The sequence below is a fragment of the Moraxella sp. DOX410 genome (assembly GCF_032248735.1).
In the GTDB taxonomy this organism is placed as follows: Bacteria; Pseudomonadota; Gammaproteobacteria; order Pseudomonadales; family Moraxellaceae; genus Faucicola; species Faucicola tetraodonis.
The window spans coordinates 1127256-1153851 of the sequence record NZ_CP135138.1 but is presented as its reverse complement, the minus strand read 5'-3'; the positions used below and the strand labels follow the sequence as shown (position 1 = coordinate 1153851).

The window sequence follows — 26596 nt, the reverse complement described above, 5'->3', positions numbered from 1 at the left end:
TTTTTATGATGTCTCTTTCTATGACCTATCTTTTATGGCGTGTTGTTGAGATGATCAAATTGTAATTGCAAACCAGTTTGTCGCACGGCTTTTTGTGTCACAGCTAACTCAAAATTTTCTTTAGCGCTATATATGGATAAAGCGGATTTACTGCGCGTCACCGCTGTATAAATCAGCGCTTGGCTTAGTAGCCTTGTATGCGCTTTATCAATACAAATGGCGACCGTGTGAAATTCTGAGCCTTGTGATTTATGGATGGTCATCGCATACGCATAGTCACAACTTTCACGGCTTAATCGCTGGATGGGTATCACTTTTTCTGCAAAACACGCGTATAACTGCCCTTGGTACAACAGACAAATCGCAATATCGCCATTGAATAACCCCAACTGATAGTCATTGTTTTGGATAATAATAGGCAAACCGTGATAAAAGTAAGCTTTGGTTCGAGTGATTTTGGAAAACTCGGTAAAAGCTAGGCTCATCTGTTGGTTGATTGATTGGGTACCCAATTGTCCTTGATGACCTGCACACAGAATGCGATAACTATCAAACACCTCAAACAACCCTTTTCGATTATCCGCTTCAAAAATATTAACGGGCTGGCTGTACCATTGCTGCATAAGCGCAAAAAATGGAAGGTAAGGTTTCGCTAATTGGCTGAAAACAGCAGGCAAACTCGAAGACGCATCAATTGGGTAAAAAGGAATATTGGCTGTTTGCTGCGTTTTACCAGCCAAGTCTGATGGATTTTCACTTTGAAATGGCTTAATTGCTTGTAAATCAATGGGTTGTAATAATTGATGGATTAGCTTAATTTTTTTAGGTGCAGGCAAATTTTGCTGAATGGCGAGAGCAAACTGACCGACAACTGAATTTGAATCAAAGCGTTTTGACTCCGTCAACTCAGTGATATAAGGCTGCAAACGCTTCACCGCGCACAAATCTGATAGAACCGACCCCGCGTCTACCGCAGCCAGCTGGTTTGCATCACCCAACAAAATAAGCCGACCCGTGGGTTTGATAGCATCAACCAACTGACTGGCGAGCTCAAGCCCTAACATGGACGCTTCATCTACGATAATCAAATCATCGGGTAATGGATTTTTGGCGTGATAGCGTGGTATGCCATCACTACCAATACCCAACAGCCGATGTAATGTTTTTGCATTGTCCAAAGTGATTTCTTCATCTTGCAAACTTTTTTGCAAGCTTATTCGTAATGACTCTTGCATACGCTGCGCCGCCTTCCCTGTCGGTGCAGTCAAGGTGATAGATAAAGGCGGTAAATTAGGGTCCTGTTTTCTTTTGTGCTCGTGCCCCTTTTGCAGCGTGGTTACTAGCTTCGCCACGGTAAAAGTTTTGCCGGTACCAGGCCCACCGATAATAATACTCAGTGCGTGTTGGCTTGATTTTTCGATGGCGAGTTGCTGCATCGTATTGGGTTTGGGCGCCAAACCGTTATCGACTTCTCTTGATGAAGATATACCATTAAATGCCGCAACTTTTCTATGGGCAATTTTCATCAACTGCTTGGCTAACGATCGTTCTGCATACCATTGCCGATGTAGCCAAACAATGTAGCTAACTTGCGTTTCACCAACTCCATCAACTGTTTGGACGAGCTTTTGAACAATAATAGGCGCATTGGTATCATGGTTGCGTAATTCATCACCCGCCCCTATTACGCTTGCCCAGTTATTGTCCGTCAACTCTGCAATGAGTGATTTTTCATCTTCATTGTTGACCGTCATCTCATACACGGTATGACCTTCTGATAGTTGGTTATTGAGCCCATCAAAAATTTGCAAGATTTTCGGTTTTTCCTTTAGTGTTTTGTAGTTTTTTTGATTATTTTTGCTTAGGCTATTTTTATTAGTTTCTGTATTAGTTAGCTGTGATTTTTGCTGCTTGCGGTATTGAATAAAACTGGCTAATTGGGTTAATTTAGCAGTTTCTTCTATTATAGCGGTTGGATCAGTCGTGTTTGTTTTCATTATAAATTCTTTATGCGTAATGGTTAAATTTTAATTGTCATTGGGATAGCCGAACATATCATCGAGTGCCAAGATAAAAGCACTATCAAACTGCTTAACTAGCCTCCCACGGGTGTCATGCTTGGGTGACATACCGCGTAAAAAAGCATACTCGACCGCACCCAAATGGGTATTGATATCATAATTGGGTAGTCGTAACTTTAAATAGCGATGCAGCGCTACTTGGTAAATGCTTGCTTGCAACCAATAACTATGCGTGGTCATCGCGTCATATAATGCTGCTGGGTTATAACTGTCGAAATCACTGCCAAGATAATTGCTTTTATAATCGACGATAAAAAACTGTGTGCCGTGCTGATACACCAAGTCAATCTCTCCTTTAAGATACTGCCAAACCATGGTATTGACTTCTTGGCTCTGCAATTGCAGTGGAATATCAAATTGGTGGAACAACGTGTTTAAGTCGCTAAATGACAAATGCTGATTTAAGCGTAAATTAAACCCTAATTCAGCAACTTTTTGGTTATATTTTATATTGACCAGCGGCACTGCCGAAGCGGCTAACGGCGTATGGATGATGTCATCTAGCCAATCCACCAACGCGATATAATCCGGCTGTAAATCATCAATGTTGATATCATGCCAGTTGCCATACTGCCCTGCACTACTCTCTTTTGTAGAAAAATAATTGCTCGGCATTTGGTAGCGTCTTAACGTGCGATCCACCATGACTGACCAGCGTTTTAACTTGTCTGCTCTCGCATCTTGCTGTGGTATAGCCAACTCAGGGGTTTCATTGTAGTTATTGGCGATGTCTTCTAAAACACTATGTAAAAAAGTACCCGGGTTTGTGCCTTTTTCAAAGTTAAATCTAATGGAATTAACCTCGTTACTTGGCTCCCCCGCTAGCCTACTATTGGGGGTAGGCAATAAGCGAGTTTGCGCCGCTGACAAAATATCATCATCTTGCCTATCTTCGGCATTAACCACTGTATCAACGCTAGTATGGTCGATATAACGAGACAATGCGGTAAAACTGGTATTCGCCCATCCTTTAAAAGTATCGATGGTGATGACTTTGATGATTTCATCGTAATCAATCTTAGTGATAGCAGCGTTTTGCTCATTTTGCCTATTTGTTTTGGGTGTGAACTTTAGCTTTGAATCATAGTATTTGCTTAGGCTATTTGAATTTATGATATTTGTCGTTTTAGTCAATGTTTCTTTGACAGCAAATTTTGCTAAATCGTCCATAAAAGGTGCCAAAGCAGAATTTTTTACCGCAGATTTTTTGGCGACAGTCACAAGATACACTTGCTCTTTTGCGCGGGTAAGGGCAACGTACAATAATCGCAGTCGTTCCTCATAGGCAGATTGGTCTTCAATGGCAACATAATTGATTGGGTTGTTATCGGTTATTTGGCTGGGCAACGCGGTTAATCGGCGGCTTAACAGCGGGTTATCATTTTTTTGAGTCAATTGGGGCGCTGCTTGATGGGTGGTTTGTATACCATACAGATATAACGGCGCACCATGAAACTTGGCTTTACTCTCCCCTGTAAACCCAACCACAAATACTATCGGAAACTCCAAGCCTTTAGACGCGTGAACCGTCATCAGTTGCACGCCTTCATCGGATGGCAAGCGCTGCTGCGTTGACCAATCTTCTTTAGGCTGCTGCTGCACTTGGGCACAGAACCACTCAAACAGTTGATGCTCGCCTACCTGTCCATTGAACTGGTCGCTGATAATATCTAACAACTGGCGCAAATCGATGAGCAATCGCTCGCCATTTGGATGTTTGGCGAGGCGCTGCCAAAAATTGAGGGTGATTTGGTTGGGTAAAGTAAGGGGTTGATTGAGTAGCCACTGTATCGCGACTAAAAAACTGTGTTTTTGCCACAACTCGCTGGCGGTCAATACCAACTGCTGAATCTCAGCCAAACTAGTGTTTGTTGAGGTTTGATGGGCTTGATGAGGATGAGCTTGTCCTTGCGCCTCTTGGGTGTTAGTTTGATTAAGCACATCATACAACTGGTTGATTTGTTCAAGGGTCAGCTGAAAAAAACTAGACAACATCAAGGCTTTTAATTTTGATTCGCTAAATGGCGTCAACAGCACGCTTTGCAAGGTCATCAAATCTACACTCATGCTATCGCCAAAGACACTTTGACTACCGCCTCTGACCGTCGCAATCCCGTGATGATGTAAGCGTTTCTCGATAGTATGAAGCTCACTGTTTTTGACTGCCAACACACAAATATCGCTCAGCGTCAAGCCACGATTCTGGTAGCTTAATGGCTTGCCATCATCAAATAAATCAAAAATTTGCGCGGCAATCGCATCGGCATAATCCACCGTTTTTTCATCACTTGATAAGGTGGTTTCATTCGAGGAGTCAGTGTTATTCGGGCATGCGGTGTCATTCGAGGTAGCGTCATTCTCTCCTACTGCAATCACTTGCTGACTATAGGGCGCTTTATATTCGATAGCAATATGATTGAACGCAGGTAAGCTAGCAGCTTCATTGTCTAGCGCATTGCCGATAACTAGCTCAGCGGTTTGGCGCGTGGCAGAGATTTTACGATAGTAAATTTCACGCCCCATAAAATACGGCTGTTGGTTGATATTGGGCAACTGGTCGGCTTGATTTGGGTCAATATCTTGCTCGCCAACGCCATACCAGTGATTGAGGCTATCAATCAGCGCGGCTGATGAGCGATGGTTTTGGTTGAGTGACTTGGGTTGTTCTGGAAATAATTTTTTTAGTGTGGTGTAGTTTTGTACGTCCCCGCCGCGAAATCCATAAATTGCCTGTTTCGGATCCCCTACCAACAGCAAAAATTGCGAGGGAGTGTGATATTTTTTTCCATTTGATTTTTCTGCTTTATCTGCTGTCTCTGGCTCAAAATCTTGTAAATAAACCCTTTGAATCAGTAACGCTTGTTCGGTGTTGATATCTTGCGATTCATCAATTAAGGCGATAGGGTACTGATGGCGAATATAACGCGCTAACGACTGACCTTTTTTGCCGGATAACGCATCGTTTAACCGCGCCAATTGTAAGGCAAAAGTAGTTAGCCGCTGTGATTCTAGTCGTTTTGGTAGGTGGGTACGCACATAACGGCTGATAAACTGGATAAAGTAAAAATTTACTTGTTTAAAGTAGTCTTGCAAGGCTTGCGTTTGTTGGATAAGCTGCCAAATGTTGTCCACGATATCAAAGGATTTGAATGTAGCGCTTTGCTGTTCTTTTTTGCTATTAAAGCCTTTATCGTTGGCGTATAAATCTTCAATGCCATCTAGTACCTTAGCTATATTGCCAACTTTGTACATAGCAAAAACATTGGTAATGTCACCCGTGCTGAGTAAATTTTGCAGATTTTTAATTTCGTTAAAGTGTTTATGAAGTTTATTGCCAGCACTAAACCCTTGCGCTTTACGAAAGTCACTATCAAAATATGCCTCAAACCCACTATCATTATCATCTGCAATCGACTGTATCAGCGCCTTGATAGCAGTAGTATCAAACGTTGTCAATGTTACCGTATCGATATCAGCGGTATAAAAATTCAGCGCGCGATTGACCGCCTCGTAGTAATCATCAACCGGTAAAAACACGTTATTGTCAAACATCATCGGGTACAATTCAGGCATATTGGCATTGACCTGCGCCATAAATGCCCTAAGTTGGTCGTGAATCATACCCTTGATGATGCCGCTGACATCATTACTGATTTGTACCTCTGCAGAAAACCCAGTTTCGCTACTGTATTCTCTTAGCCACTTTTGACACAAACTATCGAGAGTGCTGACAAATAAGCGATCAAGCTGGTTGAGCGCCAATGTGGTGCGCTGCAGTGCGATACGAAAATTGACGGTATTTTTGGCAGGTTTATGGGTGCTGTTTTCACTATCCTCAGCGGTTGGCTTTGGGGTGCTTAGGCTTTCTTTCGGGCTTACTTTTGTGCTTGCTGCTGGGGTTACATCTACTGGCAAACCAAAGACTTGTTTGGCGATCCACTCGATTAAGTGTTTATTGATAGGGTCTTGGTACTTACCCAGTAAATTTTTTTGTGCCGCAAGCGCTTGCACCTGCGCAATAAAATGTGCATATTTTTGCACAGCGATAGCTTTGCTGCTATCCAAATCGCTGTCACTTAACGGTGTAAATGTAGAATGATTAATCATTTGCAGCAATTGATAAAAATCTTGCAAGCGCTCACGAATCCGCTGGCGCATTTCGGCAGCGGCACTTCGCGTAAAGGTCGTGGCGATAATTTTTTCACACGGCTGCCCCGCTTGCACGATTAGTCGCAACATCACGCCCGTCAGCGTCCATGTTTTGCCTGTGCCTGCTGAGGCTTCAATCAAATGACGCCCCGTCAATGGCAAAGTGACTGCAGGAGGTAGTAAAGATTCAGCGTCTTCTTTAATGCGTGCTTCGTCGATGTTTGTTTGAGTGTTTGTTTCGATGTCTGCCTCGATATTTGTTTCACTACTTACTTTTATGCTTAGGGTATGAAGATCGTGTTTCATAAGATTTCTTTGATAAAAATGCGTGTCATGCTTCAATGAGTTGGTGCAATTCTTTGACCATAGATAACATGGGTTCATAAATCAGCGTACCCAACGTCTGGGCAAACCCAATAATCACCGATGGTTTATAATCGCCGATTAAATGCTGCCAAATCGGATAGTCAAACTGGTTCACATCCACAAAATTAAAATTACTGTCTTTTAGCCAATCACCTAGATGCTGGCTGGCTGGTGTCTCTGGCTGTTTTTGTTGTTTTTGTAAAAATGACAGGCAAAAAGCGGGCGGTAAAATGGTTACAACGCTACCAATGAGTTGATACACCATCACAATATCCTGCAAATAACCACAGGCTTGCTCACAAGGGATGGCAGGTAGATACACGGTTTTTTTATTGCTAAACTGCCACAGTGAAAAGCCATCATTCATCTGTGCTTGTTGAGTCGTGGTGCGGCGAAGCACTTGCCAACATAAATGATGCAACCAAAACTGCAACAGGTATTTTTCTTTGCCAGAGGTTGGCAAGTAATTTAACCAATAGCTGGGATTGTCAGCTGCGGCAACCTTATCTTCAATTGATTGATACGGTTTATATAATGGCAAGTTGGCAGTGATGACCCAGCTTTCTTTACTGCTCATCAGTCCCGCTTGTTTATCCAGCGCTAAGGCGCTAATAGCGATTCGCTGCTCTTCACAGGGGGTTAACGCCGTTGCCACCCATTGGATGACTTCATCGGTGTTTTGTATATCTAACGCCCCAAATTTTTCTGAATAAAAATTTCCTAACAACTTTGCCTCAGTAGCATCAAGCTGTTGACTGATGGTTTTTAAGTGATGAACAAAATCCTGTAAATCTTTTTTGAGTTGTTGCTGATTTTGCTGCAACGATTGGTAGCGGTTCACCCCGGCTGGTAATAACTCATTAATAGCAACGTTGATTGATTGTTGAGCGTTTACTGCCAGTTTCATCTCATTTTTATGAATATTATGGTTATTATCGCCCTTATCGGACAAGGCTTGTGCAAAAAAAGCATCTAACAAAGATTTACGCAACAACCAGCCATCTAACGCATCCAAGGTTAACGATTCAAACTCGTTATCATTGTCATTTCTATCATTGCCACCACTATCGTTGTCACCTTGGGCAGGAATAGCAATGTTTTGTGCTTTCACAAAGGCTTTGGCAGGATCGGCTAGGTTGCCAACGATTTTACTCAAGTTGACATAATGCTGCTGCGACTGTTCAGGCAGGTCGGACAAACGCTTTTTCAGTTGTTGCCACTGTGATAGCCAGTCAGTTAGTTGCTTTGTATCCCAAACTTGCACGATTGGCTGAGTGGACGTAGCGTTTTTATCTTGCAGCGCCGTATAAAGATTGTGCCAAATTTTGGCAGGTGGGTACAGGGCAGTTTTTGACAGCTTGATTTGCTGGTTTAGAGTGGCTGTGGTTTGTTGTAAATCAGCGGATACCCTATCGTCATTAATTTGCTCAGGACTTTGAATGCTTTTACCTTTATGCTCGCTTTTTTGCTCGTTTTTTTGCTCAGCTTGCGGCAATTCAAAATAACTTTTATCAAATGGCAAGGCGGCATGATGGGTGACCAAATACGCTTTTACCCATTGTTCAAAGTTGGTTGACTGGGGATTTGGGGGATTTTGAGAATTGTTGCTTAGGCTATTTTGGTCGTTATTGGGGTCAATGATTACGTCATCACTTGCCATTCGGTTTTGCAAAAAGTCGAGTAATTCCTGTACGGGACTGGCAGGTAAATGCTCGTGGGTATCTGTGGTACTTTTACCATTATAAAATATCCAGCACGCTTGCTTGGCGCACAGCAGCGCATCCAAAAACGCACCTAAATCGTCATCTTCTCGAAATCTGTCACCGCGAATCGGCAACCCTGCCTGCATCAAGTTATAACGGTTTTGCTGCTCTTGCTTTGGAAACTCAGATAAATTCAAATTGAGCATCACCACCAACTTATACGGCAGGCTGCGCACTGAACCGATACGGGCAAAGGTAATTACGCCAGAGGGCTCGGCACTTACTTGCTGATTGATAATCGATTGGGCGATGTTTTCGAGTACAAAAGTGAGTTTAAGTGGCAAATTCTCGGTGTCAATTTGCTGCACTGGCTCGGTAGCTGGGTTGGGGTTTTTTGCGGTTTTGATTTTCACCGTAGCGAGGTATTTGCTATTGGCTTCGATATTTTCTTTTAGGTCATTTTGTGCGGCAAAAATCGCGCGCCACGCATTGGTTTGATTAAATAGGCTAAATTTTTGTTGAATGAGTTTTTCTATTTGGGTTAGCCAGTCAGGCAAGGTTTTAACGTCATTACCTAGGTGACGATTGTCATCCAACGTTTCATAAATATCACACAGCACAGCGACGATGTCGGCATCCGCCATGGTCAAGTTAGTCAGTGGTACAAACTTCTCTACCACGCCAAAGCTATTGGTATACTCGCCAAAACTGACCACCGTGGCTTTGGGCATCATCACGCCAGCGACCAAGCGCTCAAGCGCGTAAGCAAAGGTGTATCGATAGTCATCATCGGCAGCACTTAAGGTTTGCTGCAAATGCCGCTCATCAAACCCGCGAATAAATCCTGCCTGAGTCAGCAAATCACAAGCACGGGTCATCTGCTCCAAATTAAGCCCAAAGCTTTCATATAGTGGCGCTAGCATCAACCAATCAAATACTTCGCTACGCTGAAACCGAGCGCCTGCCCGATTGAGCAGCGTGTAGTACCCTGTAATCGCTTGCCAAAGCAGGTTGATATCTTTTGCCACCACGCCTGTCACTTTGGCGGGCAACTGATAGCCATCGCCGCCCACATGTTTGGGGAACGTGGCTTCGATGATGTTTTGGTGCGTTTCGATATCGGGCAATAATACCAAAATATCTGATAACGCCCGTCTATCCCAAGGATCGGTGGGAATCTGCGCTGGCGTGGCTTGCATGTCGCTATAATTTAGCCACCCGATAATCATACTGCGTAGCACTTCAAGCTGGCGCACCATGCTATGACAGACATGAATGGCAATACTGGTATCAAGTGGTTTGGGTCGCCATTTTTCCACGTTATCAAGTTGCTTGTTGGATTCTTGCTTGAGTCTGTCTTTGATGGCTTTGTATAGACCAAGTGTGGATTCAATATCTTTAAGTCCATTACTTTGAATATTGGCAAGCTGCTGCTGCAAAAGCTGGGTTTGCTGCACGAGGTTTTGGCGACCATCTTCACTCGCTGCTTTTGCTGCCTTTGCTTCCTCGCCTTTCACCAGTTTAAGCATGTCATTGATTTTGGCGGTGGTTGCGACTTCTTCTAGCATCAAGATGTCATGTTGGATAAATTCGAGTAACGTATTGGGCGGCGTGTTATCAAAATCATCTTGCCATAGCACATGTTCATATTCATTACCCGATAAGCTTGCCAGCATGGCAAACACTTCACGCGATTGTTTGCCAAACCGTGACAACAAAGTATGACCATAATCTTTTAGATACCAAGCGTCATGCTTGCTAGCATCGTCTTCCATTTGCATCTGCATGAGCCAGTTTTTATCGACGATATCTGCCCAAAATTGCTCTGACGGGTTAAAGTGTAAAATCGTGACGTCGGTTAGCACCCCTAAGCGTTGTAAGTCCAGTAACTCTGTCGGCGGTAACTGCTGCAAAGTAAATAAAAACACGTGCTTTGGTAACTTGCTACGACTGATGTTGCGGATACGGGTCTCTGAATGGTTTAATGCCTGCCAAAACTGCTGATGGAGCTGCTCGCGAAACTGGTAGTCATCATCAAACAGCTGCCGCCATAAAAATCGCTGCGCGGCTTCTAACTGTTCGTAGTGCTCAACGAGCCAGTCAGGCGTCTCGATGGCGTTGGACGCATCCCGCCCGTTTAAGCGGTTATGCAGCGCATCTTTTTTGGCAATCATGTCACTCACCGCCACAGGCTTGTCCTGCCCCCAATGAGTAAGCCACTGGGGGCGATAAGTCATGTAGCGATTGAGCATATTTGCCATATCACTGGCTAGCTGCCAGATGCGTTGATCTTGGGTTTGCAATTCAGCAGATTGGCTAATCACGTCATTAGACAGTAGCGATTGGTTATTCGCCCAACTTAAACTGTCAATGGTAGCGGGTGTATCAGGTGCAAAACCAGTCGTATTTGGGCTATCCGCTTCTTTGTCTTCAACCAACGGGGATAAAAATGGATAAAGCGGATGTTGCGGCTGCTCCACAATAGCTTGTCGGTACTGGGTTAAATAGCCAAAGATTTGCCACTGCATGACGTTTTTGGATAGCATTGCCACTTCTGGCACGTCTAATATATCGTCGTCGTCCGAGATGCGCGCATAGGTTCTTAACACCCGCTGCATCAGTCCCAAAAAATAGCGACCCCAAAATTCGGTGGTTACTAAGGTGCTGATGCCTGCCTTATCTGCGACTTGTTTTTTTAACCACTCCCCCATGACTTTAGATGGCACAATCACCTGAAATGGCTCAAAAATTGAGCTTTGATAACTGGGATTTTTGTAGGCCTTTAACAAATGGTCAAATAGCGTATCGATTTTATTACTTTGTACAATCGTTAGCATGCAGTAAATACTCAAGAATTTTTATAGATAGTGAGTGGGTCGCTCAAAAAATTATACAGCAAAAAAATGCACCACCATCACCGCTCAATGAAAAAACCGCCTGAATTGCAACATTCGCGACAGCCAGTGTCGCTAGCATTTTGTCAATCCCCCTAACTTACTTAACAGTTATACAATCCAAAGCATGCAATACACCGCAACAAAGTGATAAACTTATCCCTACGTCACTCATGAGTATATTTTTGGTTACGTTTCATTTTTAAGTATTGTAAGCCATTTGGTTTACTTATAATATTAAGCTTACTAGGTCTAACGTATAAAAGAAAACAACCGTATAAAAGAAAAAAACAAGGAGATGACCATGACAGACAACAATAACGCTAACCCTATCGACAAATCTCAATTAGACAACGCCCAATCTGATGTTGCCAATGAAGCGATGGAAGGCATCAATCGTACCGACATCAACCAAGATAATGCGAGCACTCCTACCTCTAAGGGCTCTGATGAATCGCTACTTGATATGCTACATGAGGCGAAAAAATTCGAAGATGAAGATGAAGAATAAGATAAAATCAAACGGTTAAGGTCGCTACTTAGCCGTTTTTTTACGGGTTAATAAATATGTTTGATAAGCCAGCGCTGATGATAACACAATCACAATGGGTAGCATCAGCGTCATGTATTTGTAGTGGATATAGCCCAAAGCACCCAATACCCCGCCCCCGCAAAAGCTATACCATATCATCGCTTGAAACACGAACATCTTCTTATTAATCGATCTGCCTGCCAGCCAATTACCCAAAGCTGAGCCCATATCTGAGGTCAACCCTGTCAAATGGGTGGTGCGAATCACTGCACCGCTATAGGTCGCGACCATCGAATTTTGCAGTCCGCAAGCCATCGCGGCAAACACCTGCCCCCAAAACGACTGATAGCTAAATAAAATTAGACTGATGATTAATAAACTTGCTTCAATTAACAGAGCTTTGCCATAGCGTTTACCTTCTTTTAATGCCGTACTACCCACCACAAAGCCACTGATAACTGCCCCAGATAAAAACGATAACAGCACGATACAAACCATCGCCATCTGCTGGTAGTGCTGTTCCGCCAATGCTGTGGCAAATAGCGTCACATTGCCCGTTACATGCGAAGCAGATAAATGCGTGAAGCCGACTAACGCGGTGCTATTGATACACCCTGCATTAAACGCCAGCACGCAGCCACCCCATAAAATCCACTTAGGTAATTTATTAATCATTAGCTACCGCCATCTATCAGTCTTTAGCTGACTTGCCAAACATGTTAAGCCTGACAAAAAATGGTAAGCTTAACCAGACGGCTTTGCAATCCCTATCCAAACATCAATCAAAAAAAGTAAGCAAAAAACAGCAAGCAAAAAAAAGAGCAACCATGGTCGCTCTCTTATCCACTACTCGCCTAAAAATTAGTCTTCTACCTGCATCATCACTTGTTCAGAGAGTGCCACGGTATTAAAACCTGCATCGACAAATAAAACCTCCCCGGTAATACCAGACGCCCAAGGCGATAACAAGAACATCGCGGCATTGCCGACCTCTTCAATATTGACATTGCGCTGTAGCGGTGACATTTTGGCGTTGGTGTCGAGCATTTTACGAAATGATTTGATACCGCTTGCCGCCAAGGTACGAATTGGACCGGCAGAAATCCCATTGACACGGATACCTTCGCTACCCATTGAGCTGGCAAGGTAGCGAATGCTCGCTTCCAGACTGGCTTTGGCTAGACCCATGACATTGTAGTTTGGCAACACATGGATACTGCCTTCATACGTCAAGGTTAACAGCGAGCCTTGGCGTTTTGCCAGTAACTCACGGCTGGCTTTAGCAAGCGCCACAAAACTGTAGCTACTAATATCATGGGCAATAGCAAAGCCCTCACGGGTGGTCACTTGAGTAAAATCACCATCTAGCTGATCGGCAGGGGCAAAACCAATGGCATGTACGACCCCATCAATGCCCTCTGGCCAGTGTGCAGCAACTTGGGCAAAACACGCTTCGATTTCGCTATCTAACGCCACATCACACGCCAATACCTTCTCTGCACCAAAAGTTTCGGCTGCCATATCCACGCGTTTTTTCATTTTTTCATTCGGATAGGTCAAAATTAAACTCGCGCCTTCACGATGTAACGCTTCTGCGATACCCCAAGCAATCGATAATTTACTGGCGATACCGGTAACAACGAAACGCTTCCCTGTTAATAGCATGGTTTTTCCTTATTTTTCAGTGAACGAATATGCACTATAATAGCTCAAAATTAGGGGTTAATTCTAGCAAAAAACCCAAACAAAGCAAATTTAGTGATTTTCATGGCGTTTGTGACAAAAATCGCTTTACAAATAGTGGTAAAGCGTTAAGCTATGCCTATTTTTTTAAACTTAAATGTTATCATGACTATGCCTGCAAATTTTGACGAGATTATCCAACAAAACAGTGATGCCTACCGTACCCTAATTGCATCAACAGGGGAAGACTTAACACGTGAAGGACTACTTAACACCCCTGAACGTGCCGCTAAAGCCTTTAGTTTTTTGACCCAAGGCTACCATCAAGATTTGGTCGAAATTACCAACAATGCGATTTTTCCAACTGACAATAATGAATTGGTCATGGTAAAAAATATCGAATTTTATTCGATGTGTGAGCATCACATGTTGCCTTTTTATGGTGTTGCCCATGTGGCGTATCTGCCCGATGGCAAAGTGATTGGACTGTCAAAAATGGCACGTATCGTGGATATGTACGCTCGACGTTTGCAAATTCAAGAAAACTTAACCCGCCAAATCGCCCAAGCGGTGATGGATATGACAGGGGCAAAAGGCGCGGCGGTGGTGATGGATGCCGCGCATATGTGCATGATGATGCGCGGGGTGATGAAACAAAAATCCGATACCCGCAGTATGTCACTACTGGGCGAATTCAAACACAATACCGAGGCAAGACAAGCGCTATTAATGGCGATTCCAAATGCTTAATACCTAAGCTTAGCGCCTAAATAGTCAACCTAAATTAACTAGTTAAAAAAGCCCCAGTGACGTTACTGGGGCTTTTTTATATTCAGCCGATTTATAACGGGCATATAGCACTACTCCATAAAGTGCTTTTCCATATACTACTTTTCAATATCATCTATTGGCGATACACTAAAATGGTTTTCGATTTTTGCCCTATGAGTCCATAACATTAAGATAAACACATTAAAACAATAACAAGGAATATAAAATGCTCCATCATACCAAGGCGATTAATAGCTTTCTTGACTACGTTAAAGTTCAATTGCCCATCATCCAAGCGCCGATGGCAGGTGTCCAAGACAGCAAACTTGCTATCGCAGTGTGCCAAGCAGGCGGGCTTGGCTCACTCCCCGGCGCCCTGCTCAGCCTACAAAAAATCGAAAGTGAAATTGCGAGTATCCGTCAAGCGACTGATGGCCCCTTTAATGTCAATTTTTTTGCCCATCAACAACCTGACTATACCCAAGCAATGCAAGAAAAATGGTTTAATACCCTACAACCTTATTATCAAGAATTTGGTTTGACGCAAGATGAGATAGCCACGACCGGTGGACGTCAGCCATTTACCCATGAACAAGCAGCGCTAGTGGCGGATTTAAAAGTCCCTGTGGTGAGTTTTCATTTTGGCTTACCTGAAAAAGCTTTGTTAAATGTCGTCAAAAAATCTGGGGCGATTGTGGTATCCTCCGCCACCACGCCTGCAGAAGCACGCTGGTTGCAAGCCAATGGGGCGGATATGATTATCGCACAGGGGTTGGAAGCAGGTGGGCATCGGGGTATGTTTTTAAGCCAAGATGTAACGCTGCAAGCGGGCACTTTTAGCCTATTGCCCAATATCATCCGCTCTGTCAGTTTACCGGTGATTGCGGCAGGCGGTATCAGCGACAACGCTACCGCACAAGCAGCGTTTGCTATGGGCGCCAGCGCAGTACAGGTGGGTACTGCATTTTTGCTGGCAGATGAGTGTGATACCAAAGACTTTCACCGCAAAGCGCTGCAAAGTGAGCGAGCCGAACACACCGCTTTAACCAATGTATTTAGTGGTGGCTTAGCACGCGGGATTGTCAATCGCTTTATGCAAGAAACGGGGTATATTAGCGAGTCTGCACCGCCATTTCCCCATGCCTCGTTTGTCAGCAACCCCATTAAAGCCAAAGCCGAAAGCATGGGTAGTGATGAATTTAGCTCACTGTGGGCAGGGCAAAATGCGAGATTGGCGAAAAGTGGTACAGTGGATAAAATTATTCAAGATTTACTGGGCTACTAATTGCAAAAAATAATTTTGATATATTTTGTTAGTAAAAAAAACGTGAGTCCCATCACTCACGTTTTTTTTAATGAACAGTTTAGAAACCTAATGTTTTGCCATCAGGATTTCTTGGGTCAGAATAGCCATAAAACCCAGAATCATCAGCTTGAATAATTTGAATACGTCCCATTGGTGCTTTAGTAACAACTTTATGACCTTTGTCTTGCAACAATTTTATCGTATCAGGACTAATGCCTGCTTCAACTCTAAGCTCATCGGGTAACCATTGGTGATGAACGCGTGGTGTAATTATCGCTTCTGCTGGATTCATTTCATGGTCAATCGTATTGACCACACTTTGCAATACAGTCGTGATGATACGAGCCCCACCTGGACTACCTGTAACAAGCCAAGGTTTATTATTCTTCATGACAATCGTTGGTGTCATTGAAGACAGTGGACGTTTTTTTGCTTCAATCGCATTGGCAGCACCACCCACTAGACCAAACGCATTTGGCACACCGGGTTTCACTGAGAAGTCATCCATTTCATTATTGAGTAAAATCCCTGTGCCTTCTACAACAATGCCACTACCAAAGTTAAGATTTAATGTATAGGTGACAGCAACGGCATTGCCCGCTTTATCCATGACTGAAAAATGCGTAGTCTGGTCACTTTCATAAGGTTGTGGTTTACCAGGTTTAATGTTTGATGAAAGTCTTGCTTTATTATCATCAATCGTTTTGACCAGTTCATTCGCATAGGCTTTCGAGGTTAAACCTGTGACAGGGATTTTGACAAAATCCGGGTCGCCCAAATATTCTGAGCGGTCAGCATAGGCTAATTTCATACTCTCTGCCATGTGGTGAATATTTTTGGCACTATTTACCCCATCTTCTTTGATAGGGTAATGCTCAAGCATATTTAATATCTCAATCAAGTGTACACCACCCGAACTTGGAGGTGGCATGGTAACAACTTTATAGCCTCGATAATCACCAATAATTGGCTGACGCTCAACAACTTTATAGGCTTTTAAATCTTCAAGTGTCATTGTGCCACCATGTGATTGCATTTCTTTCGCAATTTTTGTGGCGATTTCACCTTGATAAAATGCTTTTGCCCCTTGTTTAGCAATCAAACGCAATGATTTCGCCAAGTCTTTTTGTACCAACAAATCACCAGATTTCAGCGGTTCACCGTTTTTGAAAAAAATCGCTTTGCTAGCTGCCCATTTACCCAGTGTTGATTTTTCTTCTTTTAATGTCTGTGCCAATACATCACTGACAATAAACCCTTTGTCTGCAAGCTTAATTGCAGGCTCTAGCACTTTAGATAATGGCATGGTACCCCATTTTTTTAGCGCGTATTCCATCCCAGCTACCGTACCAGGCACACCTGAAGCGTCATGAGTGAACAATGATTTTCCATCAATAACATTACCTTGATTATCAAGGTACATATCACGGCTAGCTTTGGCTGGCGCAATTTCGCGAAAATCAATCGCAACATCTTTGCCAGTTTTATCATCATGCAACATCATAAAACCACCACCACCAATGTTGCCTGCATTTGGCAAGACGACTGCTAAGGCAAATCCAACCGCGACCGCCGCATCGATAGCATTCCCGCCTTGTTTTAATATATCCAAACCAACTTGCGTTGCTAACCCTTGCTCGGAAGCCACCATACCATTTTTACCATAGACAGGATGAAAGATATCATTACTGCTATCGTAGCGATTTGCCGCTAACTGGCTAGCATTGGTGGCTGGTTGTGGTAATAGTTTGCTTTGGGCAATGGGTGATATCACCAACATTAAAGCCAATGACAGATTGGTTAAAATCAGTTTAGGTTTTAGTCGCATGTCCCTATCCTTCTAAAGTATTTGTTGATGTTGTAGCAGATAAAAATAATACGTATTGCTACAATATACATAAATCCTTTCACAAAAAACGTCATATTAAATTGTGACAAAAATATTTTTGTTATCTGACCAATTCGTTAATTTTTCTAACGGATATCTAAGTTATAAGTATTTACCACAATCTGCAAGCTTTTTTAACTGCCATAGCCCTTCAATTAAAGATTGCTATAGTTTATTAAGATAGTTTATTAAGTCTGTGATGTAGCTTAACCACATTGCCCATAATTAAAATCGCTGGGGCGGGCAAGTTTGCCTCACGTTGTTTTGCCACGATGGTCTCAAGCGTGCCTGTCAAAACTTGCTGATGCGGCAAGCTGGCATTTGACACAATCGCAATCGGTGTACTGGGATTTTTTCCTGCGTCAATCAAGCCACTCGTCAATTTATCCAGCTGTTTTAATCCCATATAAAAAACCACGGTTTGGTTATCATCGAGCCAGCTGGCAAAGTCTTCATTGATGGTATCCGTCTTAAGAGAGGCGGTAACGAACTTGACAGAGTGCGCATACGCACGGTGAGTCAATGGAATACCGGCACAGCTTGCCGCCGCGGTGGCTGCGGTAATCCCCGGCACGACTTCAAAGTTAATCCCAGCTGCAACCAATTGCTCGGCTTCTTCGCCGCCACGCCCAAATACATACGGGTCGCCACCTTTGAGGCGTAACACGCGTTTTCCTTGCTGCGCCTGTTCCACGAGTAGCTCATTGATTTTTTCTTGCCTTACCGCATGATCACTGGCTTTTTTGCCGACGTAGATTTTGGTGGCATCACGCCTGCACAGATCAAGAATCTGCGCTGAAACCAAATTATCATAAAATACCACATCCGCTTGTTGCATCAATCGTAGCGCTTTAAAGGTTAGCAAATCAGGATCGCCTGCCCCTGCACCCACAATATACACTTTGCCAAGCTGGGCTTTATCTGTCGGTTGGTTGTTGGCGTGCTGTTGTAGCAGAGTTTCAAGTTGGTCTTCAGCTTTGCTTAGGCTATTTGAATTACCCTCAAATACCGATTCCGCCACTTGCCCTTCAAAGGCTTGCTCCCAAAACTTACGTCTAGCCGTCACATTGGGCAATGCAGCTTTCACTTTATCGCGAAATCTACCGGCCAACCCTGCCAATTCGCCATATTGCGGTGGCACGACTGTTTCGATTTTGGCTCGCAGCAGTCTTGCCAGCACAGGGGCTTTGCCTGCACTGGATACCGCAATGGTAATCGGATTGCGGTCAACGATGGCAGGAAAGATAAAGGTACATAGCGGTGGATTATCGACGACATTGACTGGGATAAAACGGGCTTCACAGTCATGAAAAATCTGCGCATTCACGGTTTCATCATCGGTACAAGCAATGACGATGGTTTGTTTATCCAAATATTTTTGTTGATAAACATCGTTAATCAATTGATGACGAGAATCACTAAATTGCGCGGTGAGTCTCGGCTCATAACTGGGTGCGACAAAGGTGATTGTAGCCCCAGCTTTATCGAGCAAATCCGCTTTACGCAGTGCCACTTCCCCACCGCCAACCACGAGTACGGGGCGATTTTCTAATTTAAAAAATAGCGGTAAGGTATTCATAGACATTCTCAACATTAGATAGTGACAAGAACAATTAAGCTGAACCGAAGTTCAGCTTAACATTTTCATACATACTGCCGATCAAAAATTATAATTGTGTGTGTAGACCACATTCACGGTTCTCTTCTACTTTGGTCGGGTCGAAGTAGTCATGTTCATTTGGCAAATCATGCTCTTTTAAGTAAGCTTCTAGGTCATCTTCTGACCAATGGAACAATGGCGCTACTTTTAACACGCCGTCTTTACTTTCTGACAACACGTCAAGCGATTGGCGAAATTCCGTTTGGTCTTTACGAATCGCATTAATCCACACGTCAGGGGCAATTTCTTTTAACGCACGTCCAAATGGCTCAAGTTTCACTTGCTCAGTGAATTTTTCGTGCGCTGGGTTGTTGACACTAGGTATACCATTGAACTCAACATCACGCCAAGCTGCGGTTTGTTGTGGCAAATAGGTAATCACGTTTAAGTTTAGACGTTTAATCAAATCTTGGGCATGGCGGTAAGTGGCTTCAGTGTTGTAGCCAGAATCCACGAACAATACTTTGATATCAGGACGTTGTTTGGCAACCATCTCTAACAGTACCACTTCATAAGGGCGAAAGTTGGTAGTGATGATAGGATTACTACCTTGTGCCAGTGCCCAAGCAATGATTTCCTCTGGAGTTTTGCCATTTAATTCTGCGTTGGCTTTATCTAGGTCGATATTTAGTTTATTGCTCATTGGATTTCCTAATGTTTTATGGTGAAAAATTGGGATACGCTATGCTAATCAATTATGCGATGTTTAAAAAATGATTTTTAATGATATTATTATGAAAATTTAGAATTAACAAATTAACTTGAAATGCAGAAACCAGAAGTTAAAAAGGATAAGGTAGCAACTGGCTAACATTAAAAAAGCGAACCCTTAGATTCGCTCAATCTTAGCATCATTCAACAATTAATTCGCAAAAATCGGTAATTGCGTCACACTGCGACCTGTATAACGGTGTTTGATATCGACAAAATAATCAAACCAACTGGGGTTAAAATCACTGTCATCAATATCAAACTCACTAAACCCTACTTCAGTAAGTAGCTGCAACGTATCTGGCAAGATATCACCGCTAGCGCGCAACACAATAGCGGAGTTATAACTGGGGTGTTGCTGGATTTTTTGCGCCAAACTATAACCGCGTCCATCACGAAAACCATGAAAATCAATAACTATCACCGACAATAGCGGCATCACTTTGACAAAGTCCTGTTGCAAAAACTGATAATCACTAGCGCCCGATAAAATAATACCCAGTTTTTTATCGCCCAACCGATGAGACAGTGCTACCAAATCATCCGCTTCTAACTGTGGTTTTGGCGGATTTTTCTCGCTAAATTCGACAGGGCGATAGTCCACCAAAATTTCAGTGATATCTGAGGCATACTGGGATGGGTCGATATGCTCGATTTTTTGCTCATGAATACTCACGCTCACTGACTTGACATTATCAATCACTTGGCTTTGGTTAATGAGTGCCATGGCTTATCCCTCCACCGGCTGTTCTGATTTGTCACGATATACATACTCTTTAAATGGCTCAATACCGATACGATCGACCACTTCGGCAAATGTTTCACTACCAAAGTCGGTATCCGCCGCTTGACGGTATTGAAGATAGACTTGCAGGATATCATCCACCGTCGCCGCAACCGCATCGACAGGCACCGATTTTCCCAAAATATCGCCTAATTTGGCGTTTTGACCCGAACTACCACCCAGCGAGATTTGGTACCAATGCTCGCCTTTTTTATCCACACCCAAAATACCGATGTCGGCGACGTGGTGATGCGCACAGGCATTCATACAGCCTGACATGTTTAGGCGAATTTCACCAATATCATGGACAAAGTCTGCGTCTTGGAAATATTGGTTGACTTGGTTAACGATATTTAAGGTGCTGGCATTAGCCAATGAGCAATAGTCAAAGCCTGGACATGAGATAATATCTGTTAATAAGCCAATATTTGGGCGGGCAAGGTGGTATTGTTTGAGCACCTGATAGACCTCATATACATCTTCAAGTTTGACGTCCGTGAGCACCAAGTTTTGATGATGGGTGCCGCGCACTTCACCAAAGCTGTATTTATCCGCCAAATCAGCCACCACGCGCATTTGGGTGGCGGTGATATCGCCAGTGTCTTGCATAAAGTGTTTGAGTGAGATAATCACCACCTGATAGCCTTTGACTTTATGCTCGCGGGTATTTTGGTTAAACCAACGCACAAACTCGCTATCTTCAAACTGGGCAGACAGTTTGTCTTGGCTAGCTTGTAATTGTTGTTGGGTAAATGTTTGATACGCTGGCGGTGGAAAGTAGGTTTTGGCGTGTTCAATTTGTTCAGCTGTCAGTGTTAACGCACCGTCTTTATTGTATTTTTCCCAATCTTCTTCCACGATTCGTGAAAACGCTTCGGCGCCCATACTTTCAACCAAAATCTTGATACGCGCTTTGTATTTGTTGTCACGGCGACCGTATTGGTTGTAGATACGTAAGATGGCATCTAAATAAGAGAGTAAATGGCGTTCCGGTAAAAACGGACGAATCACTTTACCAATCACAGGGGTGCGACCTAGACCACCGCCCACAATCACTTCAAAGCCGATGTCACCTGCGTCATTTTTGACCACATGCAGTCCAATGTCATGCAGCTGGGTCGCGGCACGGTCTTCCCGAGTACCGATGACCGCAATTTTAAATTTACGCGGTAAATAGGTAAATTCTGGGTGAAATGTTGACCATTGGCGAATGATTTCACAATATGGGCGCGGATCGGCGATTTCATCAGCCGCCACACCGGCAAACTGGTCGGTGGTGGTATTGCGGATACAGTTGCCCGAGGTTTGAATCGCATGCATTTGTACCGATGCCAATTCTGCCAAAATATCGGGCACTTCTTCTAATTTTGGCCAGTTAAATTGCATATTGGTACGGGTAGTGATATGACCATAGCCACGGTCGTATTTTTCGCTGATGTCAGCAAGTTTACGCAGTTGATACGTCGCAAGCAGACCATAAGGAATCGCCACGCGAAGCATCGGCGCATGACGCTGAATATATAGACCATTCATCAGGCGTAATGGCAAGTACGCTTCTTCACTGAGCTCGCCAGCCAAATAACGTCGGGTTTGGTCGCGAAACTGCTCGACCCGATCGTCTACCAATTGTTGGTCAATTGCGTTGTATTTATACATGCGGATTCCTATGTCACTAATACAAATTGTAATTACAAATTCTAATTACAAATTAAATTTAAATTTTAGCTGTTGCAGCCATTTCAACTGGGTGAAATTTTAACCTGCCTATCATAAATGCCCAAGGGGTTTTTAGTAAATTCCATTTTTACATAAATATATCGAGTTACTGCATTTATTATTGCGAACCGTAATATTCTATTATACGCTACCTTAATTTTTTTGAACCGTCTGTTTTTTTGACACGTTAATTTTGACCCGCTAATATAGGAAATCCGATGAGCCAAAGCGCCACTTCAACTCTCCATTCTCTAAGCCAACTGGTACCACCACACGGTAGTGACACATTAAAAGAAAAATTACTCCAAGGCGATGCGCTAACCGCCGCCCAGCAAAAAGCCAAAAATCTCCCAAAAATCCAAATCAGCTCCCGTGAAGCCGGTGATTTGATTATGCTCGGTATTGGCGGCTTTACCCCGCTCGATGGTTTTATGAACCAAGCAGACTGGCAAAGCGTATGTGACAATATGCATTTAACTACTGGCGACAATGCGGGCGTGTTTTGGCCCATTCCTATTACCCTATCGACCGATACTGACACCGCCGATACGCTAAACCCAGGCGATGACATTGCGCTGGAATACCAAGGCGAAATCATGGGAATTTTGACCTTAAGCGAAAAATACCGCATTGATAAAGCGCACGAGTGCCAAACCGTCTTTGGCACCACAGAACTTGAGCATCCCGGTGTTGCCATGGTAATGGCACAAGGTGATGTCAATCTCGCCGGCGATGTGGTGGTGTTAAGCGAAGGCGAATTCCCGAGCAAATATGGTGATATCTACCTCACTCCGGCACAAACCCGTGACATCTTTACTCAAAATGGCTGGAAAACCGTCGCTGCCTTCCAAACCCGCAACCCGATGCACCGCTCACATGAATACCTTGCCAAAATCGCCATTGAAATCTGTGATGGCGTACTCATTCATTCCTTGCTTGGCGCATTAAAACCTGGGGATATTCCGGCAGAGGTACGCCAAGAAGCCATTGGTACATTAATCGACCATTATTTCCGTAAAGACACCGTCATCCAAGCAGGCTATCCACTAGATATGCGCTACGCCGGTCCGCGTGAAGCTTTATTACATGCCTTATTCCGTCAAAACTACGGCTGTAGCCATTTGATTGTCGGGCGAGACCATGCAGGCGTGGGTGATTACTATGGCGCGTTTGATGCGCAGCATATTTTTGATACGCTCAAACCGAATGATTTAATCACCCAACCATTAAAAATTGACTGGACATTCTGGTGTGACGCTTGTGACTCGATGGCATCGACCAAAACTTGCCCACATGATGCCAGCCATCATGTCAAAGTCTCAGGTACCAAATTGCGTAAAGCCTTATCTGAAGGCGAAGACGTGCCTGATAACTTCAGCCGTCCAGAAGTGTTAGCGGTACTTCGTAACTACTATGAAGGCTTAGAAGATCATCAAAAACATAAAGTTGAGCTGACAGGTCACTCTGCAAAATAATTATTGCGGGGTTTCATTTATCAATCGATAAGATAATCCATCGATAAAAAGGGTATACATAATACCCTTTTTTCTATGCAACATTTAACAAAAAAAAGAAGCACGCGGCTTCTTTTTTTATTGCTAAACTAAGCTAAATTTAACCAAGCTAAATCACATATTCGACGTGCGAATCTTGCAGAAAATTGGCGACAAAATGATTCGAGGGATGATTGACCAGCGTCTCATAATCCCCAATTTGCACGATTTGACCTTGGTTCATCACCACAATTTCATCGGATAATTCTGCCGCTTCTTCTTGGTCATGGGTCACTAAAATACTGGTGACACCGAGCTCATGATGAATCGAGCGCAGCCAAGCGCGTAATTCTTTACGCACCTTGGCATCGAGTGCACCAAATGGCTCATCGAGTAACAACAGCTTTGGCTCTACCGCTAGCGCACGCGCCAATGCGATACGCTGACGCTGACCGCCTGAGAGTTGATGCGGGTATTTTTTTGCGGTTTGGGATAGTTGCACCAGCTCCAGCAGATAATTGACCTTTTTGCTGATTTCCGCGTTGCTTAGGCGTTTGTTTTTTGGCATGACGGTCAAGCCAAACGCCACGTTATCAAACACGGTCATATGGCGAAATAACGCGTAATGCTGGAACATAAAGCCGATATGACGCTGCTGGACAGGCACATCGGTCACATCTTCACCATCAAACAAAATACGCCCCGTATCGGCAAGCTCAAGCCCTGCAATGATGCGCAGTAAGGTAGTCTTACCACAGCCTGAAGGTCCCAAGAGCGAGGTTAGTTTGCCCGTCGGTACGGTTAAATTAATCGGTTGTAGTGCAGTAAAGCGACCAAACTGTTTGGTGATATCACGGATTTCGATACTCATGGTATTCTCTTAATTTTTTTTACTTTTTAAATTGCATCAATGTTATTCATCATTGCCAGACTGACGTTTAGTCAACGCCTGCTGCACGATTAAGGTAACGAGCGCCAACAACGCCAACAAACTCGACAACGCAAACGCCGCCGTCATGTTGTATTCATTGTAGGCAATCTCAACCAATAGCGGCATGGTATTGGTTTCACCGCGGATATGACCTGAGACCACACTCACCGCGCCAAACTCACCCATCGCACGCGCATTGGTCAAAATAATACCGTATAGCAATGCCCATTTGATATTGGGTAGCGTCACCCGCCAAAACATTTGCCAGCCTGAGGCACCGAGTGTTAATGCCGCTTGCTCTTCACTGCTACCCTGCGACTGCATCAGCGGAATCACTTCACGCGCCACGAATGGAAAAGTCACAAACATGGTGGCAAGCACGATACCGGGAATGGCAAAAATCACCTGAAAACCAAAGTATTCTAGCCAGCCGCCAAGCCACGTATTGGCGCCCAGTAGCGCCACAAACATCAAGCCTGCGACCACCGGCGACACCGAAAATGGCAAATCTAGCAGCGTGGTGAGAAATTGTTTACCTTTAAAATCAAATCGGGTCAATAGCCAGGCTAAGGCAATCCCAATCACCGTATTAATCGGTACCACAATCAGCGCCGTAATCAAGGTAAGCTTGATGGCCGATAATGCCTCGTGATCGGTCAAGGCAGCCACATACAACTGCCAGCCAGATTTTAATGCTTCATAAAACACTGATATCAGCGGAATCACTAGCATCAGTGTCATAAACGCCACCGCAATGCCAATTAACGTATAACGTAGCCATGTCGGCTCACGGGTTGCGGCTTGGGTTTGGTAAGGATATTGGCTGCTATCTATCATACACTTGCCCCGCCCATACGTTTGGTAAATAGCCACTGCAAGGCATTAATGGCAAATAAAATCACAAACGAAATCATCAACATAAACAAAGCAACCGCAGCAGCGCCTTGCACATCAAAACTTTCAAGCTTACCAATAATGATTAACGGTAAAATCTCAGATTTCATCGGTAAATTACCCGCAATAAAAATCACCGAGCCATACTCCCCCGTCGCCCGCGCAAACATCATCCCTGAGCCCATCAGCAAAGCAGGATACAACTCTGGCAATATGACCCGTCTAAAAGTTGTCAATCTACCAGCGCCTAGCACCGATGCCGCCTCTTCATATTCTGGCGACAGCTCCGCAAGCACAGGTTGCACCGCACGCACAATAAACGGCAGACTCACCACAATCAGCGCCAACCAAATACCGATAGGGGTAAAAGCAATTTTAATGCCGAATGGCGCAAAAAACTGCCCGATTAAACCATTGGGTGCATATAAGGTTGCTAGCGAAATACCCATTACCGCCGTTGGCAAGGCAAAGGGCAAATCGACCAGCGCATTTAAAATCGACTTTCCCCAAAACTCATAGCGCACCAACACCCATGCAATCAGCGTACCAAACACCAAATTGGTCAATGTCGCTAGCAATGACATTTTTAGCGACAGTTCAATCGCAGCCTTAACGCGCGGCTCGGTAATGGTTTTGATAAAGCCTGCCACGCCAATATCGGCGGTCGTCATTACCATTGCCACAAATGGCAACAGCACGATAATCGATAATGCCAATACACTAATACCCAAGCTCAAATTAAAAAACGGCATGATATGGCGCTTTTTATTGCGTTTTAAGGGTGAATTGGGTGTTTTAGGCTGATTGTTTGATGTTAAATCGGCTTGATGGTTAGCATTGATGCTTGCCATGCAGGGCTTCCTTTACTAATAATCGGTAGGCAACGTCAGAATTTAAACTAATAAACATACAAAAATAAAAATTCAAAAATAAAGATACAAAAAGCTCTGTACCCAAAATCTTAAGCACGGCTATAGTACCATCTCACTTTGATTTTCCAAACTATATTTATGCGCTTTAAATATTCTTAGCTA

General features: G+C 43.8%; 16 protein-coding genes and 1 pseudogene. 4 read left to right on the top strand and 13 right to left on the bottom strand.

Features of this window, described 5'->3' with window-relative positions:
- Nucleotides 1-32 precede the first annotated feature (32 nt).
- The 3 genes from recD to RNZ41_RS05115 are packed head-to-tail and all read right to left on the bottom strand — an operon-like array spanning nt 33 to nt 11136.
- Nucleotides 33-1997: an exodeoxyribonuclease V subunit alpha gene (recD, locus tag RNZ41_RS05125; protein WP_314027769.1), complete on the bottom strand. Its 1965-nt coding sequence runs from the start codon at nt 1995-1997 to the stop codon at nt 33-35.
- A gap of 30 nt (nt 1998-2027) precedes the next feature.
- Entirely contained in the window at nt 2028-6536 is a 4509-nt protein-coding gene (locus tag RNZ41_RS05120; RefSeq protein WP_314027768.1) for a UvrD-helicase domain-containing protein, read from the bottom strand.
- 25 nt (nt 6537-6561) lie between these two features.
- Nucleotides 6562-11136 (bottom strand): exodeoxyribonuclease V subunit gamma, encoded by a 4575-nt coding sequence (locus RNZ41_RS05115; protein WP_314027767.1) that lies wholly within the window; start codon nt 11134-11136, stop codon nt 6562-6564.
- 361 nt (nt 11137-11497) lie between these two features.
- Here RNZ41_RS05115 and RNZ41_RS05110 point away from each other — a divergent pair, with 361 nt between their 5' ends.
- The gene (locus RNZ41_RS05110; protein ID WP_050325383.1) at nt 11498-11704 is read left to right on the top strand and encodes a hypothetical protein; all 207 of its coding nucleotides are present in this window, start codon (nt 11498-11500) and stop codon (nt 11702-11704) included.
- 24 nt (nt 11705-11728) lie between these two features.
- Here the strand turns inward: RNZ41_RS05110 and RNZ41_RS05105 are convergent, their stop codons facing one another.
- A complete protein-coding gene (locus RNZ41_RS05105; protein ID WP_050325384.1) occupies nt 11729-12400 on the bottom strand; it encodes a YoaK family protein in 672 nt (223 codons plus the stop codon).
- 186 nt (nt 12401-12586) lie between these two features.
- Complete coding sequence (locus RNZ41_RS05100; RefSeq protein ID WP_065252708.1) at nt 12587-13390, bottom strand: enoyl-ACP reductase FabI; 804 nt, start codon at nt 13388-13390, stop codon at nt 12587-12589.
- A gap of 189 nt (nt 13391-13579) precedes the next feature.
- Between RNZ41_RS05100 and folE the strand changes: the two genes are divergently transcribed.
- Both folE and RNZ41_RS05090 read left to right on the top strand, forming a co-directional pair.
- Entirely contained in the window at nt 13580-14158 is a 579-nt protein-coding gene (gene folE / locus RNZ41_RS05095; RefSeq protein ID WP_313062354.1) for a GTP cyclohydrolase I FolE, read from the top strand.
- A gap of 247 nt (nt 14159-14405) precedes the next feature.
- The gene (locus RNZ41_RS05090; protein ID WP_314027766.1) at nt 14406-15464 is read left to right on the top strand and encodes an NAD(P)H-dependent flavin oxidoreductase; all 1059 of its coding nucleotides are present in this window, start codon (nt 14406-14408) and stop codon (nt 15462-15464) included.
- A gap of 79 nt (nt 15465-15543) precedes the next feature.
- Here the strand turns inward: RNZ41_RS05090 and ggt are convergent, their stop codons facing one another.
- The 5 genes from ggt to RNZ41_RS05065 form a co-directional block, all read right to left on the bottom strand.
- Nucleotides 15544-17313: a gamma-glutamyltransferase gene (gene ggt / locus RNZ41_RS05085; protein ID WP_314027765.1), complete on the bottom strand. Its 1770-nt coding sequence runs from the start codon at nt 17311-17313 to the stop codon at nt 15544-15546.
- Between the two features lie 235 nt (nt 17314-17548).
- The gene (cysG, locus tag RNZ41_RS05080) at nt 17549-18952 is read right to left on the bottom strand and encodes a siroheme synthase CysG (protein WP_314027764.1); all 1404 of its coding nucleotides are present in this window, start codon (nt 18950-18952) and stop codon (nt 17549-17551) included.
- A gap of 88 nt (nt 18953-19040) precedes the next feature.
- The gene (locus RNZ41_RS05075) at nt 19041-19676 is read right to left on the bottom strand and encodes a phosphoadenosine phosphosulfate reductase domain-containing protein (RefSeq protein ID WP_314027763.1); all 636 of its coding nucleotides are present in this window, start codon (nt 19674-19676) and stop codon (nt 19041-19043) included.
- A gap of 219 nt (nt 19677-19895) precedes the next feature.
- Entirely contained in the window at nt 19896-20471 is a 576-nt protein-coding gene (locus RNZ41_RS05070) for a DUF934 domain-containing protein (RefSeq protein WP_314027762.1), read from the bottom strand.
- Nucleotides 20472-20474: 3 nt separating this feature from the next.
- Nucleotides 20475-22184: a nitrite/sulfite reductase gene (locus RNZ41_RS05065; RefSeq protein ID WP_314027761.1), complete on the bottom strand. Its 1710-nt coding sequence runs from the start codon at nt 22182-22184 to the stop codon at nt 20475-20477.
- Nucleotides 22185-22462: 278 nt separating this feature from the next.
- Between RNZ41_RS05065 and sat the strand changes: the two genes are divergently transcribed.
- Nucleotides 22463-23719 carry a sulfate adenylyltransferase gene (gene sat / locus RNZ41_RS05060; protein WP_314027760.1) on the top strand — a complete coding sequence of 419 codons (1257 nt, stop codon included), beginning with the start codon at nt 22463-22465 and terminating at the stop codon, nt 23717-23719.
- Nucleotides 23720-23897: 178 nt separating this feature from the next.
- Here the strand turns inward: sat and RNZ41_RS05055 are convergent.
- The 3 genes and pseudogenes from RNZ41_RS05055 to cysT all read right to left on the bottom strand — a co-directional run.
- Nucleotides 23898-24608, bottom strand: a pseudogene (locus tag RNZ41_RS05055) (sulfate/molybdate ABC transporter ATP-binding protein); the annotation flags it as partial.
- Between the two features lie 42 nt (nt 24609-24650).
- On the bottom strand, nt 24651-25505 hold the full coding sequence (gene cysW / locus RNZ41_RS05050) for a sulfate ABC transporter permease subunit CysW (RefSeq protein ID WP_065263715.1): 855 nt from the start codon (nt 25503-25505) through the stop codon (nt 24651-24653).
- Nucleotides 25502-26413 carry a sulfate ABC transporter permease subunit CysT gene (cysT, locus tag RNZ41_RS05045; RefSeq protein ID WP_409950710.1) on the bottom strand — a complete coding sequence of 304 codons (912 nt, stop codon included), beginning with the start codon at nt 26411-26413 and terminating at the stop codon, nt 25502-25504. The genes cysW and cysT overlap by 4 nt, the downstream gene beginning before the upstream one ends.
- Between the last annotated feature and the right edge of the window lie 183 nt (nt 26414-26596).

Excerpts from the sequence above, each read along its gene's own strand:
- recD (WP_314027769.1), bottom strand. The coding sequence starts at position 1,997 with ATGAAAACAAACACGACTGATCCAACCGCTATAATAGAAGAAACTGCT.
- RNZ41_RS05120 (WP_314027768.1), bottom strand. The coding sequence starts at position 6,536 with ATGAAACACGATCTTCATACCCTAAGCATAAAAGTAAGTAGTGAAACA.
- RNZ41_RS05115 (WP_314027767.1), bottom strand. The coding sequence starts at position 11,136 with ATGCTAACGATTGTACAAAGTAATAAAATCGATACGCTATTTGACCAT.
- RNZ41_RS05110 (WP_050325383.1), top strand. The coding sequence starts at position 11,498 with ATGACAGACAACAATAACGCTAACCCTATCGACAAATCTCAATTAGAC.
- RNZ41_RS05105 (WP_050325384.1), bottom strand. The coding sequence starts at position 12,400 with ATGATTAATAAATTACCTAAGTGGATTTTATGGGGTGGCTGCGTGCTG.
- RNZ41_RS05100 (WP_065252708.1), bottom strand. The coding sequence starts at position 13,390 with ATGCTATTAACAGGGAAGCGTTTCGTTGTTACCGGTATCGCCAGTAAA.
- folE (WP_313062354.1), top strand. The coding sequence starts at position 13,580 with ATGCCTGCAAATTTTGACGAGATTATCCAACAAAACAGTGATGCCTAC.
- RNZ41_RS05090 (WP_314027766.1), top strand. The coding sequence starts at position 14,406 with ATGCTCCATCATACCAAGGCGATTAATAGCTTTCTTGACTACGTTAAA.
- ggt (WP_314027765.1), bottom strand. The coding sequence starts at position 17,313 with ATGCGACTAAAACCTAAACTGATTTTAACCAATCTGTCATTGGCTTTA.
- cysG (WP_314027764.1), bottom strand. The coding sequence starts at position 18,952 with ATGAATACCTTACCGCTATTTTTTAAATTAGAAAATCGCCCCGTACTC.
- RNZ41_RS05075 (WP_314027763.1), bottom strand. The coding sequence starts at position 19,676 with ATGAGCAATAAACTAAATATCGACCTAGATAAAGCCAACGCAGAATTA.
- RNZ41_RS05070 (WP_314027762.1), bottom strand. The coding sequence starts at position 20,471 with ATGGCACTCATTAACCAAAGCCAAGTGATTGATAATGTCAAGTCAGTG.
- RNZ41_RS05065 (WP_314027761.1), bottom strand. The coding sequence starts at position 22,184 with ATGTATAAATACAACGCAATTGACCAACAATTGGTAGACGATCGGGTC.
- sat (WP_314027760.1), top strand. The coding sequence starts at position 22,463 with ATGAGCCAAAGCGCCACTTCAACTCTCCATTCTCTAAGCCAACTGGTA.
- cysW (WP_065263715.1), bottom strand. The coding sequence starts at position 25,505 with ATGATAGATAGCAGCCAATATCCTTACCAAACCCAAGCCGCAACCCGT.
- cysT (WP_409950710.1), bottom strand. The coding sequence starts at position 26,413 with ATGGCAAGCATCAATGCTAACCATCAAGCCGATTTAACATCAAACAAT.